Here is a 21,107-nt window from a genome sequence, read left to right on the forward strand (position 1 = left end):
GGGTGGGGGCGTCAGACGAGGCGGGACAGGGCCGCCACGACCGACGCCCCCACCACCACGACCAGGAAGGGCGCGCGCAGCAGCAGCGCCACCACCGCGAACCCGAGCCCCAGCGCACGCGCATCGAGGGTGAGCGCCGGCCCGTCCGCCCCGCCGGCGAAGACCTGCACCGCGACCAGCGCGGCGAGCAGGGCCACGGGGATGAGGTCGGCCACCCGCTCGACCGTCGGGTGGCTCAGCACGCGTTCGGGCAGCGAGAGGCCGGCCAGCTTGAGCAGGTAGCAACCGACGCACGCCAGCAGCACCGCGGTCCACATCAGCGCTCCCCTCCCGCGGCGTCGTCGGTTCCCAGCGGATGCGGCCGCGCCTCGGTGGGACCGGGCTTGCGCGCGAGCACGCCGGCGAGCACCGCGACGCCACCCGCGGCGAGCACGGGCACACCGGGCGCCGTGACCGGCACCACCGCCAGCGCGACCAGGGCCGCGAGCAGCCCGACCACGACGTTGCGCCGATCCTTCAGGCGCGGCCAGAGCAGGGCGAGGAAGGCCGCGCCGACCGCGGCGTCGAGGCCGTAGGTGCGGGGGTCGCCCACCGCCTCGCCGGCGACCGCGCCGATCGCGGTGGCGACGTTCCACAGGACGAAGACGGACAGCCCGGTCGTCAGGAACCCGAGCCGGGCGCCCTCGGTCGTGTCCCGGTTGACCGACATCGCCGTCGACTCGTCGATCAGGACGTGGGCGGCAGCGACCCGACGCCAGCCTCGCCACTGGAGCACGGGGGCCATCCGCAGTCCGTAGAGGGTGTTGCGGGTGCCGAGCAGGAGTGCGGTGGCCGCGCCGGACAGAGGAGCGCCACCCGCGGCGACGACCCCGGCCAGGGCGAACTGGCTGGCGCCGGTGAACATCAGCAGCGAGAGCGCGCACGTCTGCGCCACGCTGAGCCCGGACGCGACCGACACCGCGCCGAAGCCGATCCCGTAGGCACCGGTCGCGAGGCCGACGGCGAGGCCGTCCCGGACGATCCCCGAGCGCTCACCAGCTGTCAGGGCACGGGCGTTCACGCCCCGAGGCTAGGTCATCCCCGACGGCCTCCGTCCCGGTGCCCACGCCTTCCGGACCGGCGGGAGTGGTCAGTGCGCCCGACGGCGTACGCGGGTGGTGCCGACCTGCCGGTGGTGGAAGTCGTGCACCAGGACGAAGCCCGCCATCACTCCAGCCGCGGCGCCGGCGATGAGGCCCAGCCGCAGGGTGAACGGCATCGTCGGCATGGCACCGAACCAGAAGCCGATGCCGACGCACACCACGAGCGCTGCCAGGACGAGCACGAACCGGTGGAGCGTGGGAAGCGGACCGAGCATCTGGACCCCCGTGGTGATCCGGCGAGGTGGCCGGACCTCCATGGTGACCCACGTCACGCGGAAATCAAGCCACCCCAGGGGTGGATTCGCGGACTCGGGTGTGAGCGACTCGAGGACCGAGCGCGTGTGGACACCTGGAAGCACGGTCGACCGGCACCGTGCGTCGAGGCGGATCGGGCCGCTGTGCTCGCATCGGTAGCGGTGGAGCTGAAGGCGTCCTCTCGGACACGTGTCCGCCGCGTCGCCCTTGACCGGGCACGACAGGGGCGACTTCTCGGACACGTGTCCGCCGCGCCGCCCTCGACCGGGCACGACAGGGGCGACCTCTCGGACACGTGTCCGCCGCGTCGCCCTTGCCCAGGCACGACAGGGGCGACCTCTCGGACACGTGTGCCCACGATGCTCAGCCCTGTGCGGGCCGGAGCGCGTGGCAGGCGCTGATCGCCGGCAGCCCGCTGCGCCGGCGCGCGGTCGTGGCGCGTTACGCGATCGCGGTGTGCAGCCGGACCTGCTTGACGCGGGTCGTGCCGCTGCCGTCGAGGTCGAGCTCGCGGTGGGCGGTGTCGGGAGCCCAGCCGGCGTCGGTGAAGAAGGTGCGCAGGCCGTCGTCGCCGGCGTTCACCCAGGTGACGGCGCGGGTGAAACGGTCGGCGGCCAGGGTGTCGACGGCCGCCTGGAGCAGCCGGGACCCGTGGCCCTTGCCACGCTCGGTGGGGTCGAGGGTGACCTCGGACAGCTCTCCGTCGGCGATCGGGTCGCAGTCGGGGTCGTCGGCGGGAGAGGTGAGGGCGAAGCCGGTCACCCGGTTGCGCTCGAGTGCGACCAGCACCCGGTGACGGGCGTCGGCCGGCCTGGCCAGCACCTGGCGCCACTGGGCAGCCACCACGTCGACGTCGGTCGGGAGCACGTCGGCCGGCAGCAGGTCGGCGTACATCTCGGGCCAGGCGCGCACCTGCACGGCGGCGATGGCGTCGGCGTCGTCGGCCCACGCCACGCGCACCGACACGTCGGCGGTCGGGCCGCCGGAGTGGTCGTGCCCCATCAGGCCAGGGCCCCGAGCGGGTCCGAGGTGGTGCTCATCGGTAGGACTCGGGGAGCTTCTCGCCGATCCTGACCTGCGCCTTGGGAAGGCGCAGGAACTTCATCTGCAGCGACCGCATCGCGGCGTAGAGGACCGCGCCCTTGGCCGACTCGTCGGGGAAGCGGCGAGCGAGCTCGCGGCGGAGCCGGAACCGCAGCATCACGATGTCGACGATGATCACCAGGAGCGTGGTGAACAGCACCGTGTTGCCGAGCTGGACCAGGCCGGGGCTGCGTGAGTAGCCCAGGATCATCGAGATGATCAGCAGCGGGATCATCAGCTCGATGAAGGAGAACCGGGAGTCGACGAAGTCGCGGATGAAGCGTCGCACGGGACCGCGGTCACGGCTGGGGAGGTAGCGCTCGTCGCCGGTCTTCATCGCCTCGCGCATCTTGCGCGAGTTGTCGCCGCGCGCGGCGCGCTGGGCCGCCGCCTGCTCCTTGCGGGTCCTCGGCACCTTCGCGCGGGCCCGGGCTGCCGCCTCGGCCTCCTTGCGGGAGGGAGTAGGCCGGCCCTTGCCGCCGACCTTGCCGGCGACGGTCTCGGTCTCCTGTGCGGAGCTGTTACGACGGAACACGTGTGCTGCCTTCACATGGTTCGGATGCTGGGGTCAGCCTATCGCCGTGCGGCGCAACCACCGTGGTCGCGGGGGCCCGCGCGGCCAGCCGGCACCCCGACGGGGCGCGACGGGGGCGCGAAGGGGGCATGGAGGGGGCGCCAAGGGGGATGGCCTACCTCCGGCTTGGGTTTGGTTCTAGGGTGAAGGCGACGCTCCACGTCGCGCCCCGCGACGACGAGCGCCTCGTTCACGACCGACACCCAAGAGAGGGTTCACCCGCAGATGAGCCTCATGCAGCGCATCAGCCTGATCTTCCGCTCCAAGGCCAACAAGGCCCTGGACAGGGCGGAGGACCCCCGCGAGACCCTCGACTACAGCTACCAGCGCCAGCTCGAGCTCCTCTCGAAGGTGCGGCGTGGTGTCGCGGACGTCGCCACCAGCCGCAAGCGCGTGGAGCTCCAGGTCAACCAGCTCGAGCAGCAGGCGACCAAGCTCCAGGGACAGGCCGAGAAGGCGATCGGCGCCGGTCGCGAGGACCTGGCCCGTGAGGCCCTCACCCGCAAGTCCGGCCTCGCGTCGCAGATCACCAACCTCAAGGAGCAGCAGGCCACGCTCCAGGGCGAGGAGGAGAAGCTCGTCCTGGCCCAGCAGCGCCTGCAGGCCAAGGTCGAGGCCTTCCGCACCCGCAAGGAGACGATCAAGGCGACCTACACCGCCGCCGAGGCGCAGACGCGCATCGGCGAGGCGATGTCGGGCATCGGCGAGGAGATGGGCGACGTCGGCCTCGCCATCCAGCGCGCCGAGGACAAGACGGCGCAGATGCAGGCGCGTGGTGCCGCGATCGACGAGCTGCTGGCCTCCGGCGCACTCGACGACGCGTCCTCGCTCAACGCGGGCGACGACATCACCCGCGAGCTCGACGCCCTCAGCTCCGGCTCCGACGTGGAGGCCGAGCTCGCTCGCCTCAAGGGCCTCAGCGCTCCGCAGTCGACTCCGGCCATCGAGGCCTCCGAGGGTGGCGACATCCTCGAGGAGGCACCGCAGGAGCACCCGGTCGAGCGCAGCACCAACGAGGGCGGCCAGGCATGATCGTCCGGATCCTCGGCGAGGGCCAGTACGATCTCGACGACCACGCGCTCGACGCCCTCAACGGGCTCGACAACCAGGTCGAGCAGGCCATCGAGGCCGGCGACGAGGCGATGTTCCGCACGGCCCTGCACGGGCTGCTGTCCGGCGTGCGCGCCAGCGGGACCCACCACGATCCCGACTCGCTCGACGAGTCCGACCTGATCCTCCCGCCCCCTGACGCGACGATCGACGAGGTCCGCGAGCTCCTGGGCGACGACGGACTGATCCCGGGCTGACGCCCACCACATGGCCACCTCTCGCTTCATCAAGGACAGCGGGCTCACCGCCCGGATGACCCTCACCATGTTCCTGCTCGGCGGACTCTTCGTCGGGTTGGTCGTGACGCTCATGTTCGTCGTCAGGAGCCCGGGGCTGTCGGTGCTCATCGGCGTGGCCGGCATCGGCGTCGCCTTCTACCAGTGGTGGTCCTCCGACAAGCTCGCGATGCGCGCGATGCGGGCCCGCGAGGTCACGCCGCAGGAGGCGCCCGAGCTGCACGGCATGATCGACCGGCTCTGCGCGCTGGCCGACATGCCCAAGCCGCGCGTCGGCATCGCCGACATGTCCGTGCCGAACGCCTTCGCCACCGGGCGCTCGCCCGATCGGGCGGTCGTGTGCGTGACGACGGGGATCCTGCACACGCTCGACGCCGAGGAGCTCGAGGCGGTGCTGGCCCACGAGCTCAGCCACGTCGCGCACCGCGACGTCCTGGTCATGACGGTCGCATCGTCGGCCGGCATCGCCGCGGGCATGCTGATGAGGTTCGCGCAGTTCGGCGCCCTGGGTCGCTCCCGCAACAACAGCACCGCGATCCCCGCGATGGTCGCGATCCTGGTCAGCCTGATGGTGTACGCCGTCAGCTTCCTGCTGCTGCGCCTGCTCTCGCGCTACCGCGAGCTCTGCGCCGACCGGTCGGGGGCCTACCTGACCATGAAGCCGGCGGCGCTCGCCTCGGCCCTGCAGAAGATCAGCGGCCAGGCGGCGGCCACGCCGCAGCGCGACCTCCGCTCGGCCAACGTGGCCAGCGCGCTGTGCATCGCCCCGGCGCTCCGCGGCAACCTGGGCGGCCTCATGGCCACCCACCCGCCGCTGGAGAAGCGCCTCGAGCAGCTGGCCCGCATCCAGGCCGAGCTCAGCCGGCCCACGGACTGAGGGGAGATGGGACTCTGGGAGGCCATGCGAGGTCGGTCGCAGCCCAAGCGCAACGACCTCGACGCGCTCTTCCTCGTGCCGAGCGCCGCGATCACACTGCAGACCGCTCTGGGATTCGAGCCGATCGGCTCGGGCTCGGTCTGCTACCGCTCGGCCGCGGGCGCTGCCTTCGCCCAGACCCAGCAGGACGTCGTGTCCCTGATCGACAGCGACGCCGAGGCGCCGAAGGTCGTCGTGTCGCAGGACGGTTTCGGGTTCACCTGGCTGGTGGTCGACGGTGATCCCTCCGACACGTCCGGCCTGTGCACCGACCTCCACGCGGTCAACACCTCCCTCGAGCTGAACGGCTTCGCGGGAGGGCTGCTGTGCTCGATGGTGCCGTTCGCCAACGGCGCCGGCCAGAAGTTCGGCCTGGTCTACCTCTACAAGCAGGGCACGTTCTACGCGTTCGCCCCCACCGGGGAGCAGACCCGTGACACCCTGGTGGAGCTGTCGGTGCGCGACCTTCTCGGACAGGAGCTCCCCATGGAACCCGATCTTCAGCGCTGGCTGGCGCTCTGGAATGCGCCCGGGCTGTGAGCAGCCCCAGCAGCGCCGACCGACGCGATCGCGCCATCGCCCGCTACGACGTCCTCGACGGACAACCTCGACGCGAGCTGGACTCGCTCGTCCAGCTCGCTGCGCAGGTGGCGGGGGTGCCCTTCGCCGCAGTGAACCTGCTCGACTCGCACGCCCAGCACCAGGTCGCCACGGCCGGGTTCGACGGAGCTGACTCGCCGGTCGACCACTCGATGTGCCGACTCGTGGTCGAGACCGGGTCGCCGATCATGCTCGAGGACGCCGGTCACGACGTCCGTTTCGCCGGGAACCCGTGGACGACCGGCGAGCTCGCCGACGTGAAGTACTACGGCTCGCACCCCCTGACCACGCCGTCCGGCGTCACCATCGGCACCCTGTGCGTGTTCGACAGTCAGTCGCACACCGTCACCCCGGAGGCCGCCAACGGCCTCGCGCAGCTGGCTGACCGGGTGGTGGACGTGCTGGAGCTCGAGCTGGCCTCGCGCCGGCTCAGCGAGGTCAACGCCCGCCTCAGCACGTCGAACGACCGCCTGGCCCACTTCGCCGGCCAGGTCAGCCACGACCTCAAGAACCCGCTCACCTCGGTCTCGCTGTCGCTGGAGTCCCTCGAGCTCGAGCTCACCGACGACTACCAGGTCGACACCGTCGCGCGCGCGCGACGCGGGGTGGACCGGATGACCGAGATGATCAACAGCCTGCTCGAGTTCGCCTCACAGGGCGACGCGCCGGGCGAGGACCTGGTCGACCTGACCTCCGAGCTGTCCACCGCCCTCGACGACCTGGCCGGACGCGTACGACGCGACCTGGTGACGACCGGGGACCTCGGCTTCGCCCGTGGCGATGGCTCACAGCTGCGGTCGGTCCTGATGAACCTGATCGACAACGCGGTGAAGTTCGGTCACGACGGCGAGGAGCCCGAGATCGAGGTGGATGCCCACACCGTCGCGGGTCGCAACCGCATCGAGGTGCGCGACCGGGGTCGTGGCATCCCGCCCGAGAAGCGTGAGCGGGTCTTCGCGCCCCTGGCCAGGCTCGACAAGACCGTGGAGGGCTCGGGCATCGGCCTGGCCACGTGCCGCCGCATCATCGAGGCCCACGGCGGCACGATGGGCGTCGTCGGGCGAGAGGGCGGAGGCAGCACCTTCTGGGTCGAGCTGCCGATCGCCGACTGACCCAGCCTCGGCTACGGCAGCCTGGCCTGCTTCATCTGCCGGGAGGCGTAGACGTTGCCGATCACGGTGCCGTCCAGCCACGCCGTGAGTCGCTCGGCCTCGTGCTCGAGCGCGGCACGACCCACCGGCCCGACGTCCTCGAGGAGCGAGAGGCGTACGACGGCCTGGCCGTCCTGCACCCAGCACCCGACGATCCGGCCGTCCCACCAGGCGGAGGTGCCGGCGTTGCCGTTCGTGTCGAACAGGAACGGCACGTGTGCCGGGTCGAGGTAGAACGAGCGGGCCTTCCAGCCCATGACGGAAGGGTCGAGCGTCGGCAGCAGCGCCGCCCAGGGCTCGACCGGTCCGACGTCGGCGTCGTCGGGCAGCACCCAACCGGTCGTGCCGTCGTCGAGCGAGACCTCGACGGCCTCGACGTCGACCAGCGCGCGGGTGACGGCGGTCTTGGTCGAGCCGAGCCACCACTGCACGTCCGCGGCCGTGCCGGGGCCGAAGGTGCCCAGCCAGCGGCGTACGAGCTCGGCGTAGCCGGCCTGCTCGTCGAGCGGCGCCGGCGCGTCGTCGAGCCAGTCCTCGGTGCGTGTCCAGGTGGGTTTGTTGAGTCGCCAGTGCCCGGCGTTGCGACCGCGCACGGTCGCGCCGGAGAGCCCGAGGTGGGTGAGCACCCAGGGTGCGACCGAGACCGGCCGGTCCCACGTCTTGTCAGAGTCGCCCCCGACCGTCCCGGCGAGCTCCGGCACCGACGACTTCAGCTCGCCGGTCGTCGCCGGACCGTCGGCGAGGCGTTCGAGGGTCGCTGATCGGGCCGCCTCGAGCCACGCGTCGCCGTCGAGGGCGATCCCGGCCGCGCTGATGGCCTTCGCGATGCGCTTGCGCTCCGCTGTCGCGACCCTGCTCGAGGCGCTGCCCCAGGCGGCGGGCAGGAGGTCACGCGGGAAGACGAACAGTGTCCGGCGCATCGCGAGCTGCTTGACCACGGCGCGCTCGTCGTACAGCGCCGCGTCGACGTCGGCAGGAGCCACGCCCTCCGCGCGGGCCGCGACCGCGAGGTGCACCGTCGCCGCTTCGGTCGCGTGGAGGACCGTCATCGCGCGGGTGACGGCCTCGACGCTGTCGAGTCGGTGCGCAGGGGAGAGCGCGTGGCGTACGCCGATCCGGCTGCGCCGCTCGGAGTCGCTGACGTGCCGCATCGGCCGACTCAGTCGCGGTGGGACTTGCCGGGCAGGTCGAGCATCCGCTGGAGCGCGACCAGGGCGTCGGCCTCGGTCTCGGGGTCGACCGTGATCTGGTTGACGACCGTGCCGGCGACGAGGTTCTCCAGCGCCCAGACCAGGTGGGGCAGGTCGATGCGGTTCATCGTCGAGCAGTAGCAGACGTTGCGGTCGAGGAAGACGATCGTCTTGTCGGGGTGGGCGTCGGCCAGGCGCTTGACCAGGTTGAGCTCGGTGCCGATCGCCCAGACCGAGCCGGGCTCGGCGGCCTCGATGGTCTTGATGATGAACTCGGTCGAGCCGACCAGGTCGGCCTTGAGCACGACCTCGTGCTTGCACTCGGGGTGGACGAGGACGTTGATGCCGGGGTGCTTGGCCCGCAGCTCGTCGACGACGTCCTCGGAGAAGCGGCCGTGCACCGAGCAGTGGCCCTTCCAGAGGATCATCCTGGCCTTCCGCAGCTCGTCCGCGGTGAGCCCGCCACCTGGTTGCAGCGGGTCCCAGACGACGCACTCGTCGAGAGCGATGCCCATCTGCAGGACGGCGGTGTTGCGGCCGAGGTGCTGGTCGGGGAGGAAGAGGATCTTCGCGCCGCCGTCGACGTCGGCCCTCTGGTCGAAGGCCCACTCGAGCGCCACGTCGGCGTTGGAGGAGGTGCACACGACGCCACCGTTGCGGCCGCAGAACGCCTTGATGTCGGCGCTGGAGTTCATGTAGGTCACCGGGACGACCGCGTCCTGGATGCCGGCGTCGGCCATCGCGTCCCAGGCGTCCTCGACCTGGCGCAGGCGGGCCATGTCGGCCATCGAGCAGCCGGCGGCCAGGTCGGGGAGGACCACCTGCTGCGCGGTCGAGGTAAGGATGTCGGCGGACTCGGCCATGAAGTGCACGCCGCAGAAGACGATGAACTCGGCGTTCGGCCGCGCGGCCGCGTCCCGGGCGAGCTTGAAGGAGTCACCGGTGACGTCGGCGAACTGGATGACCTCGTCGCGCTGGTAGTGGTGGCCCAGCACGAAGACCCGGTCGCCCAGGGCTGCCTTCGCGGCCTCGGCCCGCGCCACCAGGTCGGGGTCCGATGCCGCCGGGAGGTCACCGGGACACTCCACGCCGCGCTCGGCATCGAGGTCACGGCCCTTGCCGAGGGGGAGGAGCGGTAGGTCGATGAGACTCATGTGGCTCATCCTAGGAGGGGAGCACCGCGGCCCTGGGTCCGTGCCATGCTGCGGCCATGCCTCCCTCCCTGCCTCGCCGCGGCGCGGTCCTGTCCCTGGTGCAGGCGGGTGGCAAGGGCTCGCGCATGGACGTGCTCACCCGTGAGCGCGCCAAGCCCGCGCTGCCCTACGGCGGCGTGCACCGGCTGATCGACTTCGCGCTCTCCGGGCTGGCCCACGCGGACCTGGCCGACGTGTGGGTCTCCCTGGAGTACCAGGTGACCTCGATCGACGACTACCTCTCCGGCGGTCGGCCGTGGAGCCTGGACCGCAACCGCGGCGGCTTCCGGAGGATCGTGCCGCAGACCGGCACCGGCCCTGCGACCGAGAGCGGCTTCGCCCACGGCAACGGCGACCTGCTGCTGCGGATCTCCGCCGACATCGAGGCCTTCGGTGCCCGGACGCTGGTGGTGTGCAGCGCCGACCACGTCTTCAACATGGACCTCGCGCCCGTGGTCGAGGAGCATGTGTCGGCCGGTCGTACGGCGACGGTGCTGACCAGCGAGGTGAGCAAGAAGGATGCGAGCGACAACGTCGTCGTGCTGGCGGGCCGGGACGGGGTCGTCACCGGCGTGGAGCACAAGCCGTCGCGGCCGTCGTCCGGCACGGTGGCGACCGAGATCTTCCTCTACGACACCGAGGCGCTGCTGACCACGCTGCAGGACCTGCGCCGTGAGCTGGCGGGCAGCGACGACGGCGACAGCGGCATCGGTGACTTCGGCGAGCACCTGCTCCCGCGCCTGGTCGATGGTGGGCGCGTCGTCGCGGTGCCGTTGACCGGCTACTGGCGCGACGTCGGCCAGCCCGGCCTCTACCTCCAGTCCCACCGCGACCTGCTCCGCGGCAAGGTCGACGTCTTCGACCACCCGGGCCGGCCCGTCATCTCGCACTGGCCCGACCGCCCGGCAGCCCGGGTGCGGGCGTCTGCCGACTGCCGCGACTCCGTCCTGTCGCCCGGTGCCGACGTCGGCGGGACGGTCGTCGGCAGCGTGCTCGGCCCTGGCGTCGTCGTCGAGAAGGGTGCGCAGGTCCACGACAGCGTGCTGATGGAGGACTGCGTGGTCCGGGCCGGGGCCGTGGTGCGCACGACGGTCCTCGACGAGCGGTGCGAGGTCCTGCCGCGCGCCGTGGTCGGCGCCGAGCCCTCTCGACGGGTCGCCCACGACGACGACGTCACGCTCGTCGGTCGCGGCTCCTCGGTCGGCGACCGGGTGCCGGCGGGTGGCCGGCTGGAGCCGGGAAGCTCCTAGAGCAGGCTGCCGTGGTGCAGGTAGGGCGCCGGTGGCCTCATCCGGCGCACGCACAGGTAGCCGTGGGAGTAGATCGCCAGGCGTGCGGCCAGTCCGACGTCGAGCGCCCACTGGTTGGCGGCGGTGACGTGGTGGACCGACACCTGCTCTCCGGGGGCCGACGAGGCCAGGGCCTCCCACATCAGCGACGCCGCCGTGCGCCGGTTGGTCGCAGCGAGCAGCACCGCCGCGCCGTCGTCGTCGACGTAGGCGTAGCCGGAGCCGGTGGAGTGGTCCACCACGGCCAGCCGGAACTGCTCGAGCAGCAGCTCGTGGTCGGAGAGGTGCGCGGCGCCGCGGGTCCGGCGGTCGATCGAGTCGAGGAGGTCGACGTCCGAGGCGGAGCCCTCGCGCACCCGCTCCACGACCGGGAGCGCGGACCGGTCGACGACCCCGGTGACCATCATCTGCGGGTGCAGGTCGAAGCCGGCGAGGCGGTAGCGGCGTACGGCACCGGGATCTGCGCTGGCTGCGAACATCCCGCGCAGGCAGCCGCGACCATGGTGCAGCGCGGCGGCCATCAGCTGCGTCCCGATGCCCTGCGCCTGGTGCTCGGGACGCACCGCGAACGACGCCAGGATCCACATCAGCTCCCGGACGCGGGAGACCGCGCCGCCGACGACCTCGCCGTCGACCTCGGCCACCCAGCAGCCGCCCGGGTCGGTGACCAGCGCCTGCCCGGTGCGGCGGATCCAGTGGCCGTGGCGGGCCGCGGGTCGGCGCACGGGATCGGGCCACGAACGTTGGTGGGTGCGGGTGTCGACCTCGTGGTAGCTCGTCGCGGTGATGTCGGCCAGCGCCTCGAGGTCACCCTCGCGCATCGGCCGGATGACCGGTGCGGTCACGAGACGTAGGCGGCGAACCGGCGGAGCAGGTCGTCCCAGTGCGTGTACTTCGCGCGGACCTCCTCGCTGCCCTCCCGCCACCCGCTGTGCACGAGACGGACCATCGCCCCCTCGGGGGCGTCGGTGAACCGCACGTCGAGCACCGTCGCCTCGTCCTCGGCGTGCCCGAGCCAGAACTCCATCACGAGGTGCCCGATCGGGTCCCAGGTCATCACCCGACCGAAGACGAACTGCTCGTCGCCGTGGACCGTCGCGACCGGGCCGTTCGGGTCGATCGCGATGCTGGTGAAGGTCGCCGCGTCGGGGCTCAGCACCGGGTCCCACCACTCGCCCATCTGGGCGGTGAATCCGACGAAGGCCTGGGTGGGCGTCACGGGCACGACGACCTCCGCGACGAGGGGGGCGATACTCATGCCTCCAGCATGCCGGACGCCCGGAGGCCCCCTCGGGTGCCACGCGCTGCGAGGATGCCCCCCATGCGCGTCCTCATCGCACCGGACAAGTTCGCCGGCACCCTGACCGCGGTGCAGGCCGCCGAGGCCATCGCCACCGGCTGGCGGCGTCACGCCCCCGGCGACGAGCTGGACCTCGCGCCGATGGCCGACGGGGGGCCGGGGTTCGTCGACGTCCTCCACGCCGCGCTCGGTGGGTCGCTCGCCGCGGTCACCGTCCGCGGGCCGCACGGTGAGCAGGTGCCCGCGGCGGTGCTGCACGTGGGGGAGACGGCGTACGTCGAGAGCGCGCAGGCTGCGGGCCTGCACCTGCTGTCGGGCGCCGCCTCGGAGTCACCGGAGACCGCCAGCTCGTGGGGTGTCGGCGAGCTCGTGCTCGCTGCCGTGTCGGCGGGCGCACGGAAGGTCGTCGTCGGTCTGGGTGGCTCCGGCACGACCGATGGGGGCGCGGGCGCGCTCGGCGCCCTCGGGGCGACCTCGGACGGGGTGCTCGACGGCGGGCCGGCCGGTCTCGCCTCGGTGACCTCGGTCGAGCTGTCCGCCGCGCGCGAGCGCCTGTCCGGGGTGAGGCTCGTCGCTGCGAGCGACGTCGACAACCCGCTCACCGGCCTCTTCGGCGCCGCCAAGACGTTCGGCCCCCAGAAGGGCATCGCCGAGGACCGGATCGCCGACGTCGACGCCCTGCTCGAGGGCTTCGCGACGGCGACCGACCGGCGTACGTCCTTGGAGAAGGGTGCCGGCGCCGCCGGTGGCATCGGCTACGCCCTGCTGGCCCTCGGCGCCACCCGCGAGCCCGGGATCGAGCTCGTCGCCGCGGCCGTCTCGCTCGCGGATCGGGCGAAGGCCGCCGACCTCGTCGTGACGGGCGAGGGAGCCTTCGACTTCTCCAGCCGGGCGGGCAAGGTGCCCTACGGCGTGGCTGGCGTCGCGGGTGAGGCGCTGCGTCCGTGCATCGCGCTCGCGGGCAAGGTCCTGGTCGGGGCGCGCGAGATGCGCGCCCTCGGCATCGAGTCGGCGTACGCCCTCGTCGACCTCGTGGGCGAGGAGCGTGCGATGCGCGACTCCGCCGACGCCCTCGCCGAGCTCGCCCAGCGCGCGGCGCGCACCTGGTCGCGCTGACGGGGGTCCTCGCTCCGCCCGCCGCCCCGCCCGCTGTGACGGTGGCGGCTTGCGACATCGGAATTGCCCGCACGGATGTCGTACGCCGCCAGGGTGGCGAGGCCGGCAGCGACGGTGGCGGCTTGCGACATCGATTCGGCCGATTCTGGTGTCGTACGCCGCCAGGGTAAGCCGGGTCGCGGCGGCCACCTCGTTCCGATCCGAACCGGCCACCGTCCACAGGTGCCGTCCGGGCCCGTTGATCCACAGGCTGGAGCGCACGCGGTGGAAGTGGCCGCGCGGCCGATCCGACCATCGCCGGATGACAGCTGACACGGGTCCGGCAGATCGCCCGAAGGCCGTTCGGGGCCACCCACACCTGAGGGCGTACGTCCGTGAGTCCCGCGGCGTCCATCGCCTGACCGAGCTCGATGACGACGTCGGTGGCCTGCACGCCTGGCAGCTGCTCATGTCGGACGACAACTGCTTCACCGCTCTGACCTCGGCCGAGGTCAGGGGATGGTGGCTACCGCCGATCCCGGCGAGATCGCCGGTCTTCATGGCGATGGGGCTCGCCGACCCGCGACCGATGCGAGCCGGCGTCCGGACCAGCCGGCACGGGAGGGTCATCGCCTTCGAGGAGGTCCACGGGCTCAGGTGCGCGTCCGTTCCCGAGACCCTGCTGGCGTGTGCGCGATGGCTGTGCGTCATCGACACCGTCGTTCTGGTCGACTGCGTCCTCCATCTCCGGCTCGCCACCCGCGCCGAGATCGAGGAGGTCATCAGGCCCCGTCGGCCGGGTGCGCGTCGGTTGCGTGAGGCGCTGGCGTTGGCCGACGAGCGGTCGGAGTCCGCCTTCGAGACGCTTCTCCGTCTCCTTCACGTCTGGTGCGGCATCGACGTCGTCCCGCAGCACGAGGTGGTCGACGCGGACGGCGTGCTGGTGGCTCGCGTGGATCTCTGGGTCACAGGAACCACGTCGGTCCACGAGTACGACGGCGACGAGCACGAGACGGCGATCCGCAGGGTCAAGGACCGACGTCGCGACCGGAGGCTCGACAAGGCGGGCCGCGTCCGTCGTGGCTACACCTCGGGCGACGTCCTGCGCCGTCCCGTCACCGTGCTGGAGGACGCCGACCGCGCGATCGGTCGACCCCACGACCCGGCTCGGATCCGGCCGTGGACCAAGGAGCTCCGCCGGTCGCTGTTCACGCCGGCAGGTCAGGCGGACTTCCTCCGGCGGGTCGCCGGCCAAGGTGGCGGCTGACGACATCGTGGTCGTGGCTCCGGATGTCGTACGCCGCCACGGTGAGGTCGGCGCACGCGAGGGTGGCGGCGCACGACATCGAGATTGCTGGCGCGGATGTCGTGCGCCGCCAGGATGGACCCCCGCAGGGTGTCGGCTGCGCCACGGGCACGACCGTCGGGAATAACCCCGGGTGTGCGACCATTGGAACCAGCAGTACCCCGAGCCTTCTGGAGTGATGAGATGACCGAGCAGGTCGAGACCACTGAGCGCCGCACCGACCAGATCAACCTGTCTGCCGTCGCCGCCAGCAAGATCAGCAGCCTCCTCGAGCAGGAGGGTCGCGACGACCTGGCCCTGCGCATCTCCGTGCAGCCGGGTGGCTGCTCGGGTCTGCGCTACCAGCTGTTCTTCGACGAGCGCACCCTCGACGGTGACGTGACCACCGACTTCGACGGCGTCACCGTCGTGGTCGACCGGATGAGCGTCCCCTACCTCAACGGTGCCGAGATCGACTTCGTCGACACCATCGAGAAGCAGGGCTTCACGATCGACAACCCGAACGCCACGGGCTCGTGCGCGTGCGGCGACTCGTTCCACTGAGCGTGCACGCGTCAGCCGACTGACCACATCAGCGACGAAGGGCCCCCGCCGACCGGCGGGGGCCCTTCTTCGCGAAGTGGGTCAGTCCAGGTGCAGGTGGAGCGCGTTGGCGAGGCGGGCGGCGGCGTCCGAGATCCGGATGTCGCGCTTGCCGACCTCGGCGGGGTAGTCCTCGAAGCGAAGGCTCGGTGGAGCGGAGACGGCGGCGCGGGCGGCTCGTTCGAGACGCAGGTGGCGGCCGACCTGGCGACAGTCGTCGGCCATCTGTGCCGGCGTGCCGAGCTCGTCGTGGACCAGGCTCGAGGGACGCTGGGAACCCTGCGCTGGAGTCGTCATGGACCCGACGCTACGGGCTACCGCGAGGTAGTCCGAGGCTTACCTGAGGGTAGTGTTCCGCGTCGTGTCCCTCCTCGTTGCCGGATCCATCGCGACCGACCACCTGATGTCCTTCCCGGGCAGGTTCGCCGACAGCCTCGTCGTCGACCAGCTCGACAAGCTCTCCGTGTCGTTCCTCGTCGAGGACCTGGAGGTCCGCCGCGGCGGGTGTGCGGCCAACATCTGCTTCGGCTTGGGCAACCTGGGCCTGCGCCCGGTGCTCGTCGGAGCCGTGGGGGAGGACTTCGCCGAGTACCGCGCGTGGCTCGAGCGCCACAACGTCGACTGTGACTCGGTGCACGTGTCCGAGACCCGGCACACCGCGCGCTTCGTGTGCACCAACGACTCCTCCCACGCGCAGATCGCGAGCTTCTACGCCGGCGCGATGAGCGAGTCGCGCGAGATCGAGCTCAAGCCGATCGTCGAGCGCGTGGGGGAGCCCGACTACGTGATCATCGGCCCGGACGACCCGCAGGGCATGCTGCGCCACACCGAGGAGTGCCGCCAGCGCGGCTACAAGTTCCTCGCGGACCCCTCGCAGCAGCTGGCCTTCGGCGACGGCGACCTGATCCGACCGCTGATCGACGGCGCGGAGATCCTGTTCTCCAACGAGTACGAAGCCAGCCTGATCACCCAGAAGACCGGCTGGAGCGCCGACGAGGTCCTCTCGCGGGTCGGCACCTGGGTCGTCACGCTCGGCCCCGACGGCGTACGCATCGACCGCCGGGGCGAGGAGTCGATCGTGGTCCGGGCCGTGCCCGAGATCGCGAAGGTCGAGCCCACCGGGGTCGGCGACGCCTTCCGCGCCGGTTTCCTCGCCGCACTGAGCTGGGGCCTCGGCCACGAGCGCGCTGCCCAGCTCGGCTGCCTGCTGGCCGTCTACGTCGTCGAGCGGGTCGGCACGCAGGAGTACGAGATCTCCCGCCAGGCCTTCCTCGAGCGGTGCGGGGCGACCTACGGCGACGAGGCCGTCGCCGACTTCGAGCCGCACCTGAAGACCATCCGCGCCTGATCCACGACCTCGAGGTAGTCCCCTACGTTCTGGGCGCCCAGAACGTAGGGGACTACCGAGTGTGGGGTCCCAGGAGAGCCCCAGAACGTAGGGGACTACCGCGAGCGGGTCACGTCAGGCGTCGTACGACGAAGCGCGGGGCGCCGTCGTCGGCGGTGTCCGCCCCGACGTAGTCCTGTGCCTTCATCCGGCACCAGGCCGGCACGTCGACCGCTGCCGCGGGGTCGTGCGCCACGACTGCCAGCAGGTCGCCCACCGACACGTCCGCGAGGTGACGGGCCAGCTCGATGACCGGCATCGGGCACGGCAGGGCGCGACAGTCCAGCTCGAGCGCGATCCTCGGCCCGGACGACTCGGCGCTCACATGCCCACCCGTGACCGGATCTCCGCCACGACGCCCGGCAGCACGTCGCAGAAGGCGTCGACGTCGGCACGGGTCGCGTCGCGCTGGAGCGAGAGGCGGACGTTGCCGTGGGTCAGCACGCCCATCGCCTCCAGCACGTGGCTCGGCGTCAGGGTGGAGGCGGTGCAGGCCGAGCCGCTGGCGATGCCGAGGCCGCGCCGGTCGAGCTCGGTGACCAGCGCCTCGCCGTCGACGTAGAGGCACGAGAAGGTCACCAGGTGGGGGAGGCGTCGCACGGGATCGCCGACCACCTCCACGTCGGGGACCTCCGCGGCCACCCGGCGGCGTACGACGTCGACGAGCTCGTGCTGGCGGGCGCTGACCTCCTCGCGCTCGGCCACCACCGCCTGGAGCGAGGCGGCCGAGGCGAGGACGGCGGGAACGTTCTCGAAGCCGGTGCTCCGCTCGTCGACGCGGTCGTCACCGGGGAAGGGGTTGCGCCAGCGGGCCCGCTTGCGCACGAGGAGCACGCCGACCCCCGCCGGACCTCCCCACTTGTGCGCAGACCCGGCAGCGGCGGCCCAGCCGGTCGGGAGGGGCGAGCGGCCCATCGATGCGCAGGCGTCGGTGAAGAGCGGGAGTTCGGCGGGCAGATCGAGGTCGCCGACGGGCTGCACGGTGCCGACCTCGTGGTTGGCGGCCTGCAGGGCGACCACGCCCACGTCGGGCGCGGTCGCCTCGTTCGCCAGGACGCCGACGTCCACCCGGCCCTGCGCGTCGCACGACACCGTCCGGGCGCGAGCACCCCACGCGACGGCGTGGCGGACGGCTGAGTGCTCGACCGCGGAGTGCACGACGACATCCCCCCGCCGCGACCCGCGCACGAGACCCAGCAGGCCCAGGTGCACCGCATGGGTGCCGCTGGGGGTGAAGGTGACCTCGTCGGGACGCACGCCGAGCGCGTGGGCCGTCACCTCGCGCGCGTTGTCGAGCAGGATCCGCGCCTCGCGGCCCGCCCGGTGCAGCCGGCGGGGGTCGGCGTACCCCCGGTCGAGCGCGGCGAGGAAGGCCTCGCGGGCGGCCGGGTGCAGGGGCATGGCGGAGGCGCTGTCGAGGTCGCGCGGCCCGGTCACAGGGGCAACTTATGCCACGCCCGGCGCGCGCCGCCCACGTCGGTCTCCCCGATCGGGCCAGATCAGCCGACACCCGACCCTGCCCCGCGCGACGCGGCCGGTTGGGGATACTCTCTACACGTCGAGAAGGACCTAGAGAGAGGCTCGTCAGTGGGTCTGCAAGTCCCCAACCTTTCAGGTGCGCGCACGCGGCGTGCCCTGAAGGTCGCGCTGCTGGGCATGACGATGCTGGTGCTGGCCGGATGTTCCGAGGCCGACACGCACCAGATCAAGAACCTCGCGATGCCCGACCGCGCCAGCGCGCAGGGCCCCTACACCTACGAGCTCTGGAAATGGGCCTGGGTCGCGGCGATGGCCACCGGCATCATCGTGTGGGGCCTCATCTTCTACGCCGTGGTGAAGTTCCGCCGCCGCAGCGACGACGAGGTGCCGCGGCAGACGCGCTACAACCTGCCGCTCGAGGTCTTCTACACGATCGCGCCGGTCCTGATGTGTGTCGTGTTCTTCTTCCACACCGTCCGCGTCCAGGACGAGATGACCAAGATGGTCCCCGACCCCGACCTGACGATCGAGGTGATGGGCCAGCAGTGGACGTGGACCTTCAACCACGGCATCGGGGAGCAGAACACCGATGCGACGGGTGAGCCCGCCGCCAACGGCGAGCCCGCAGACTTCGCCTACGACGAGTACGTCTACACCTCCGGCACCGCGCGCGACATCCCGACGCTGGTGCTGCCGGTGGACGAGACCATCCAGTTCAACCTGCACTCGCCCGACGTCATCCACTCGTTCGGCGTGCCCGCCTTCCTCACCAAGCTCGACGTGATCCCCGGCCGTGTGAACAAGCTCCAGGTCACGCCGACGGTGGAGGGCACCTACGCCGGCAAGTGCTACGAGCTCTGCGGCGTCTCCCACTCCCGGATGCTCTTCAACGTCGAGGTCGTCAGCCAGGCCGACTACGAGGCCTACCTCGCCGACCTGGCCGAGCAGGGCAACACCTCGCAGCTCCCGGTCCTCGGCGGCAGCTTCGTCAACGAGCAGGCCGGCCTCGACGCCAACTCGGAAGGACACAGCGAGTGACCGCCACCACCTCGGCCTCCCCCCAGGCCGCGACGCCCCCGCCGGAGCGCAAGCCGCTGGGCCAGCAGGTCGTCCGGATGCTGACCACGACCGATCACAAGCTGATCGGCAAGATGTACCTCATCACCTCGTTCGGCTGGTTCCTGGCCGCGGGCCTGATGGCCATGCTGATCCGCGCCGAGCTGGCCTACCCCGGTCAGCAGATCGTCAACGACCAGCTCTACAACCAGCTGTTCACGATGCACGGCACGATCATGCTGCTGCTGTTCGCGACGCCGCTGTTCTTCGGCTTCGCCAACGTGATCATGCCGCTGCAGATCGGCGCGCCCGACGTGGCGTTCCCGCGCCTCAACATGTTCAGCTACTGGCTGTTCCTGTTCGGCGGCCTCATCGCCGGTTCCGGCTTCCTCACCCCGTCCGGCGCCGCCGACTTCGGGTGGTTCGCCTACACGCCGCTGTCCGACGCGGTTCGCAGCCCGGGTGTCGGCGGCGACCTCTGGATCATGGGCCTGTGGATGGCCGGTCTCGGCTCGATCCTGGGTGGCGTCAACTTCATCACCACGATCATCTGCATGCGTGCGCCCGGCATGACGATGTTCCGGATGCCGATCTTCGTCTGGAACGTCCTGATCACCAGCATGCTCGTGATCATGGTGTTCCCGATCCTCGCGGGCGCGCTGCTCTCGCTCGAGGCCGATCGGATACTCGGGGCGCACGTCTTCGACCCGTCCCACGGCGGCCCGGTGCTGTGGCAGCACCTGTTCTGGTTCTTCGGTCACCCCGAGGTCTACATCATCGCGCTGCCGTTCTTCGGCATCATCTCCGAGGTCCTGCCGGTCTTCAGCCGCAAGCCGATCTTCGGCTACGTCGGTCTCGTCGCGGCCACGCTCGGCATCGCGATGCTGTCCGTCGCGGTGTGGGCCCACCACATGTTCGTCACCGGCGCCGTCGACCTGCCGTTCTTCTCGGGCATGACGTTCCTCATCGCGGTCCCGACCGGCGTGAAGTTCTTCAACTGGATCGGCACGATGTGGGGGGGATCTCTGTCCTTCGACACCCCCATGCTGTGGTCGATCGGCTTCTTGACCACCTTCCTCTTCGGTGGTCTGACCGGAGTGATCCTGGCCAGCCCGCCGCTGGACTTCCACGTGTCCGACTCCTACTTCGTGGTGGCGCACTTCCACTACGTCGTGTTCGGCACGGTGGTCTTCGCGATGTTCGCCGGGTTCTACTTCTGGTGGCCGAAGATGACCGGTCGGATGCTCGACGAGCGTCTGGGCAAGGTCCACTTCTGGCTGCTGTTCGTCGGCTTCCACACCACCTTCCTCGTCCAGCACTGGCTCGGGGTGGAGGGCATGCCGCGTCGCTACGCCGACTACCTGCCCGAGGACGGGTTCACCACGCTCAACCAGATCTCGACCGTGGGCTCCTTCCTCCTCGGTGCCTCGATGCTGCCGTTCCTCTACAACGTCTACGTCTCCGCCCGCGGGCCGAAGATCGAGGTCGACGACCCGTGGGGCTGGGGCCGCTCGCTGGAGTGGGCCACCAGCTGCCCGCCGCCGCGCCACAACTTCCACACCCTGCCGCGCATCCGCTCGGAGTCCCCGGCCTTCGACCTCCACCACCCGGAGATCGCGCTCATGGAGCTCCACGAGCACGACGCCGAGCGCAACGGTGAGGTGGCCGACGCACCCGAGATGACCGGGCGCGAGGAGATGCTGCGCGAGCGCGCCGACGACGACACCACCACCGACCCTCACGATGGAGATCACCGATGAAGGCCGAAGCCTGGGTCTTCGGAGCCACCGCACTGTTCGTCGCGGTCGTCACTCCGGCCTACTGGTTCCTCGCCCACGACTGGACCGGCACGTCCGCGCTGGTCATGACCGCGCTGCTGTTCGGCATGGTCACCATGTACCTCGGCTTCCACGCCTCGAAGATGGACCCCCGTCCCGAGGACCGCAAGGAAGGTGAGATCGCCGAGGGAGCCGGCGAGCTGGGCTTCTTCCCGCCCTACTCGTGGTGGCCGCTGTGGTGCGCCCTCGCGCTCGGCCTGCTGGTCTACGGCGTCGCGCTCGCAGCGTGGTGGCTGGTGATCATCGGCTTCATCGTCGGCGCGGTGATGACCTGTGGCTTCGTCTTCGAGTACTACCGGGGCGAGCACGCCCACTGAGTCATCGC

The 21,107-nt window shown here is 71.2% G+C and carries 25 protein-coding genes; 13 read left to right on the forward strand and 12 right to left on the reverse strand.

Translation table 11 applies throughout. The features are described 5' to 3' along the window. Positions 1-11: 11 nt before the first annotated feature. The 5 genes from IEZ25_RS01885 to IEZ25_RS01905 form a co-directional block, all read right to left on the reverse strand. Complete coding sequence (locus tag IEZ25_RS01885; protein WP_191197688.1) at positions 12-317, reverse strand: AzlD domain-containing protein; 306 nt, start codon at positions 315-317, stop codon at positions 12-14. Next, positions 317-1,060: an AzlC family ABC transporter permease gene (locus tag IEZ25_RS01890; RefSeq protein WP_191197689.1), complete on the reverse strand. Its 744-nt coding sequence runs from the start codon at positions 1,058-1,060 to the stop codon at positions 317-319. Before IEZ25_RS01890 ends, IEZ25_RS01885 begins: the two co-directional genes overlap by 1 nt. A gap of 69 nt (positions 1,061-1,129) precedes the next feature. Further along, positions 1,130-1,414: a hypothetical protein gene (locus tag IEZ25_RS01895; RefSeq protein ID WP_191197690.1), complete on the reverse strand. Its 285-nt coding sequence runs from the start codon at positions 1,412-1,414 to the stop codon at positions 1,130-1,132. A gap of 424 nt (positions 1,415-1,838) precedes the next feature. Then, complete coding sequence (locus IEZ25_RS01900; RefSeq protein WP_191197691.1) at positions 1,839-2,399, reverse strand: GNAT family N-acetyltransferase; 561 nt, start codon at positions 2,397-2,399, stop codon at positions 1,839-1,841. A 34-nt stretch (positions 2,400-2,433) separates the two neighbouring features. Next, positions 2,434-3,015, reverse strand: coding sequence for a DUF3043 domain-containing protein (locus IEZ25_RS01905; protein WP_191197692.1), 582 nt, complete (start codon positions 3,013-3,015; stop codon positions 2,434-2,436). Between the two features lie 264 nt (positions 3,016-3,279). On the opposite strand from IEZ25_RS01905, the gene IEZ25_RS01910 reads away from it, so the two are divergent. Genes IEZ25_RS01910 through IEZ25_RS01930 form a run of 5 tightly spaced genes read left to right on the forward strand, consistent with a single transcriptional unit; the run spans position 3,280 to position 7,028 of the window. Further along, a complete protein-coding gene (locus IEZ25_RS01910; RefSeq protein WP_191197693.1) occupies positions 3,280-4,086 on the forward strand; it encodes a PspA/IM30 family protein in 807 nt (268 codons plus the stop codon). Beyond that, positions 4,083-4,361: a PspA-associated protein PspAA gene (pspAA, locus tag IEZ25_RS01915; protein WP_191197694.1), complete on the forward strand. Its 279-nt coding sequence runs from the start codon at positions 4,083-4,085 to the stop codon at positions 4,359-4,361. The genes IEZ25_RS01910 and pspAA overlap by 4 nt, the downstream gene beginning before the upstream one ends. Positions 4,362-4,371: 10 nt before the next feature. Further along, entirely contained in the window at positions 4,372-5,277 is a 906-nt protein-coding gene (htpX, locus tag IEZ25_RS01920) for a zinc metalloprotease HtpX (RefSeq protein ID WP_191197695.1), read from the forward strand. A gap of 6 nt (positions 5,278-5,283) precedes the next feature. Next, complete coding sequence (pspAB, locus tag IEZ25_RS01925; protein ID WP_191197696.1) at positions 5,284-5,856, forward strand: PspA-associated protein PspAB; 573 nt, start codon at positions 5,284-5,286, stop codon at positions 5,854-5,856. After that, positions 5,853-7,028, forward strand: coding sequence for an ATP-binding protein (locus IEZ25_RS01930; RefSeq protein WP_191197697.1), 1,176 nt, complete (start codon positions 5,853-5,855; stop codon positions 7,026-7,028). Before pspAB ends, IEZ25_RS01930 begins: the two co-directional genes overlap by 4 nt. Before the next feature lie 11 nt (positions 7,029-7,039). On the opposite strand, the gene IEZ25_RS01935 is transcribed toward IEZ25_RS01930, so the two are convergent. Both IEZ25_RS01935 and nadA read right to left on the reverse strand, forming a co-directional pair. Continuing rightward, the gene (locus IEZ25_RS01935) at positions 7,040-8,218 is read right to left on the reverse strand and encodes a winged helix DNA-binding domain-containing protein (RefSeq protein ID WP_191197698.1); all 1,179 of its coding nucleotides are present in this window, start codon (positions 8,216-8,218) and stop codon (positions 7,040-7,042) included. 8 nt (positions 8,219-8,226) lie between these two features. Further along, a complete protein-coding gene (gene nadA / locus IEZ25_RS01940; RefSeq protein ID WP_191197699.1) occupies positions 8,227-9,411 on the reverse strand; it encodes a quinolinate synthase NadA in 1,185 nt (394 codons plus the stop codon). Between the two features lie 56 nt (positions 9,412-9,467). On the opposite strand from nadA, the gene IEZ25_RS01945 reads away from it, so the two are divergent. Beyond that, positions 9,468-10,700 carry a glucose-1-phosphate adenylyltransferase family protein gene (locus IEZ25_RS01945; RefSeq protein ID WP_191197700.1) on the forward strand — a complete coding sequence of 411 codons (1,233 nt, stop codon included), beginning with the start codon at positions 9,468-9,470 and terminating at the stop codon, positions 10,698-10,700. Here IEZ25_RS01945 and IEZ25_RS01950 read toward each other — a convergent pair. Then, complete coding sequence (locus IEZ25_RS01950) at positions 10,697-11,584, reverse strand: GNAT family N-acetyltransferase (RefSeq protein WP_318151986.1); 888 nt, start codon at positions 11,582-11,584, stop codon at positions 10,697-10,699. The genes IEZ25_RS01945 and IEZ25_RS01950 overlap by 4 nt on opposite strands. Then, on the reverse strand, positions 11,581-11,997 hold the full coding sequence (locus IEZ25_RS01955; RefSeq protein ID WP_191197701.1) for an SRPBCC domain-containing protein: 417 nt from the start codon (positions 11,995-11,997) through the stop codon (positions 11,581-11,583). Before IEZ25_RS01955 ends, IEZ25_RS01950 begins: the two co-directional genes overlap by 4 nt. Positions 11,998-12,060: 63 nt before the next feature. Here IEZ25_RS01955 and IEZ25_RS01960 point away from each other — a divergent pair, with 63 nt between their 5' ends. The 3 genes from IEZ25_RS01960 (at position 12,061) to erpA (ending at position 14,983) form a co-directional block, all read left to right on the forward strand. Next, positions 12,061-13,155: a glycerate kinase family protein gene (locus IEZ25_RS01960; RefSeq protein WP_191197702.1), complete on the forward strand. Its 1,095-nt coding sequence runs from the start codon at positions 12,061-12,063 to the stop codon at positions 13,153-13,155. Between the two features lie 301 nt (positions 13,156-13,456). After that, a complete protein-coding gene (locus IEZ25_RS01965; protein WP_191197703.1) occupies positions 13,457-14,401 on the forward strand; it encodes a hypothetical protein in 945 nt (314 codons plus the stop codon). A 222-nt stretch (positions 14,402-14,623) separates the two neighbouring features. Then, the gene (erpA, locus tag IEZ25_RS01970) at positions 14,624-14,983 is read left to right on the forward strand and encodes an iron-sulfur cluster insertion protein ErpA (RefSeq protein WP_129400819.1); all 360 of its coding nucleotides are present in this window, start codon (positions 14,624-14,626) and stop codon (positions 14,981-14,983) included. An 81-nt stretch (positions 14,984-15,064) separates the two neighbouring features. On the opposite strand, the gene IEZ25_RS01975 is transcribed toward erpA, so the two are convergent. Continuing rightward, positions 15,065-15,319 carry a hypothetical protein gene (locus IEZ25_RS01975; protein ID WP_191197704.1) on the reverse strand — a complete coding sequence of 85 codons (255 nt, stop codon included), beginning with the start codon at positions 15,317-15,319 and terminating at the stop codon, positions 15,065-15,067. 64 nt (positions 15,320-15,383) lie between these two features. On the opposite strand from IEZ25_RS01975, the gene IEZ25_RS01980 reads away from it, so the two are divergent. Then, positions 15,384-16,370 carry a carbohydrate kinase family protein gene (locus IEZ25_RS01980; RefSeq protein WP_191197705.1) on the forward strand — a complete coding sequence of 329 codons (987 nt, stop codon included), beginning with the start codon at positions 15,384-15,386 and terminating at the stop codon, positions 16,368-16,370. A gap of 109 nt (positions 16,371-16,479) precedes the next feature. On the opposite strand, the gene IEZ25_RS01985 is transcribed toward IEZ25_RS01980, so the two are convergent. After that, a complete protein-coding gene (locus IEZ25_RS01985; protein WP_318151987.1) occupies positions 16,480-16,734 on the reverse strand; it encodes a sulfurtransferase TusA family protein in 255 nt (84 codons plus the stop codon). Next, a complete protein-coding gene (locus IEZ25_RS01990) occupies positions 16,731-17,846 on the reverse strand; it encodes a cysteine desulfurase family protein (protein ID WP_318151988.1) in 1,116 nt (371 codons plus the stop codon). Before IEZ25_RS01990 ends, IEZ25_RS01985 begins: the two co-directional genes overlap by 4 nt. A gap of 150 nt (positions 17,847-17,996) precedes the next feature. Here IEZ25_RS01990 and ctaC point away from each other — a divergent pair, with 150 nt between their 5' ends. The 3 genes from ctaC to IEZ25_RS02005 are packed head-to-tail and all read left to right on the forward strand — an operon-like array spanning position 17,997 to position 21,099. Next, complete coding sequence (gene ctaC, locus IEZ25_RS01995; protein WP_318151989.1) at positions 17,997-18,926, forward strand: aa3-type cytochrome oxidase subunit II; 930 nt, start codon at positions 17,997-17,999, stop codon at positions 18,924-18,926. After that, the gene (gene ctaD / locus IEZ25_RS02000) at positions 18,923-20,704 is read left to right on the forward strand and encodes an aa3-type cytochrome oxidase subunit I (RefSeq protein ID WP_449866946.1); all 1,782 of its coding nucleotides are present in this window, start codon (positions 18,923-18,925) and stop codon (positions 20,702-20,704) included. Before ctaC ends, ctaD begins: the two co-directional genes overlap by 4 nt. Next, a complete protein-coding gene (locus IEZ25_RS02005) occupies positions 20,701-21,099 on the forward strand; it encodes a cytochrome c oxidase subunit 4 (RefSeq protein WP_191197706.1) in 399 nt (132 codons plus the stop codon). Before ctaD ends, IEZ25_RS02005 begins: the two co-directional genes overlap by 4 nt. The last annotated feature ends 8 nt before the right edge of the window (positions 21,100-21,107 follow it).

It is taken from the genome of Nocardioides hwasunensis (assembly GCF_014779665.1).
GTDB lineage: Bacteria > Actinomycetota > Actinomycetes > Propionibacteriales > Nocardioidaceae > Nocardioides > Nocardioides hwasunensis.

Excerpts from the sequence above, each read along its gene's own strand:
- IEZ25_RS01885 (WP_191197688.1), bottom strand. The coding sequence starts at position 317 with ATGTGGACCGCGGTGCTGCTGGCGTGCGTCGGTTGCTACCTGCTCAAG.
- IEZ25_RS01900 (WP_191197691.1), bottom strand. The coding sequence starts at position 2,399 with ATGGGGCACGACCACTCCGGCGGCCCGACCGCCGACGTGTCGGTGCGC.
- IEZ25_RS01910 (WP_191197693.1), top strand. The coding sequence starts at position 3,280 with ATGAGCCTCATGCAGCGCATCAGCCTGATCTTCCGCTCCAAGGCCAAC.
- pspAA (WP_191197694.1), top strand. The coding sequence starts at position 4,083 with ATGATCGTCCGGATCCTCGGCGAGGGCCAGTACGATCTCGACGACCAC.
- htpX (WP_191197695.1), top strand. The coding sequence starts at position 4,372 with ATGGCCACCTCTCGCTTCATCAAGGACAGCGGGCTCACCGCCCGGATG.
- pspAB (WP_191197696.1), top strand. The coding sequence starts at position 5,284 with ATGGGACTCTGGGAGGCCATGCGAGGTCGGTCGCAGCCCAAGCGCAAC.
- IEZ25_RS01935 (WP_191197698.1), bottom strand. The coding sequence starts at position 8,218 with ATGCGGCACGTCAGCGACTCCGAGCGGCGCAGCCGGATCGGCGTACGC.
- nadA (WP_191197699.1), bottom strand. The coding sequence starts at position 9,411 with ATGAGTCTCATCGACCTACCGCTCCTCCCCCTCGGCAAGGGCCGTGAC.
- IEZ25_RS01945 (WP_191197700.1), top strand. The coding sequence starts at position 9,468 with ATGCCTCCCTCCCTGCCTCGCCGCGGCGCGGTCCTGTCCCTGGTGCAG.
- IEZ25_RS01955 (WP_191197701.1), bottom strand. The coding sequence starts at position 11,997 with ATGAGTATCGCCCCCCTCGTCGCGGAGGTCGTCGTGCCCGTGACGCCC.
- IEZ25_RS01960 (WP_191197702.1), top strand. The coding sequence starts at position 12,061 with ATGCGCGTCCTCATCGCACCGGACAAGTTCGCCGGCACCCTGACCGCG.
- IEZ25_RS01965 (WP_191197703.1), top strand. The coding sequence starts at position 13,457 with ATGACAGCTGACACGGGTCCGGCAGATCGCCCGAAGGCCGTTCGGGGC.
- erpA (WP_129400819.1), top strand. The coding sequence starts at position 14,624 with ATGACCGAGCAGGTCGAGACCACTGAGCGCCGCACCGACCAGATCAAC.
- IEZ25_RS01975 (WP_191197704.1), bottom strand. The coding sequence starts at position 15,319 with ATGACGACTCCAGCGCAGGGTTCCCAGCGTCCCTCGAGCCTGGTCCAC.
- IEZ25_RS02005 (WP_191197706.1), top strand. The coding sequence starts at position 20,701 with ATGAAGGCCGAAGCCTGGGTCTTCGGAGCCACCGCACTGTTCGTCGCG.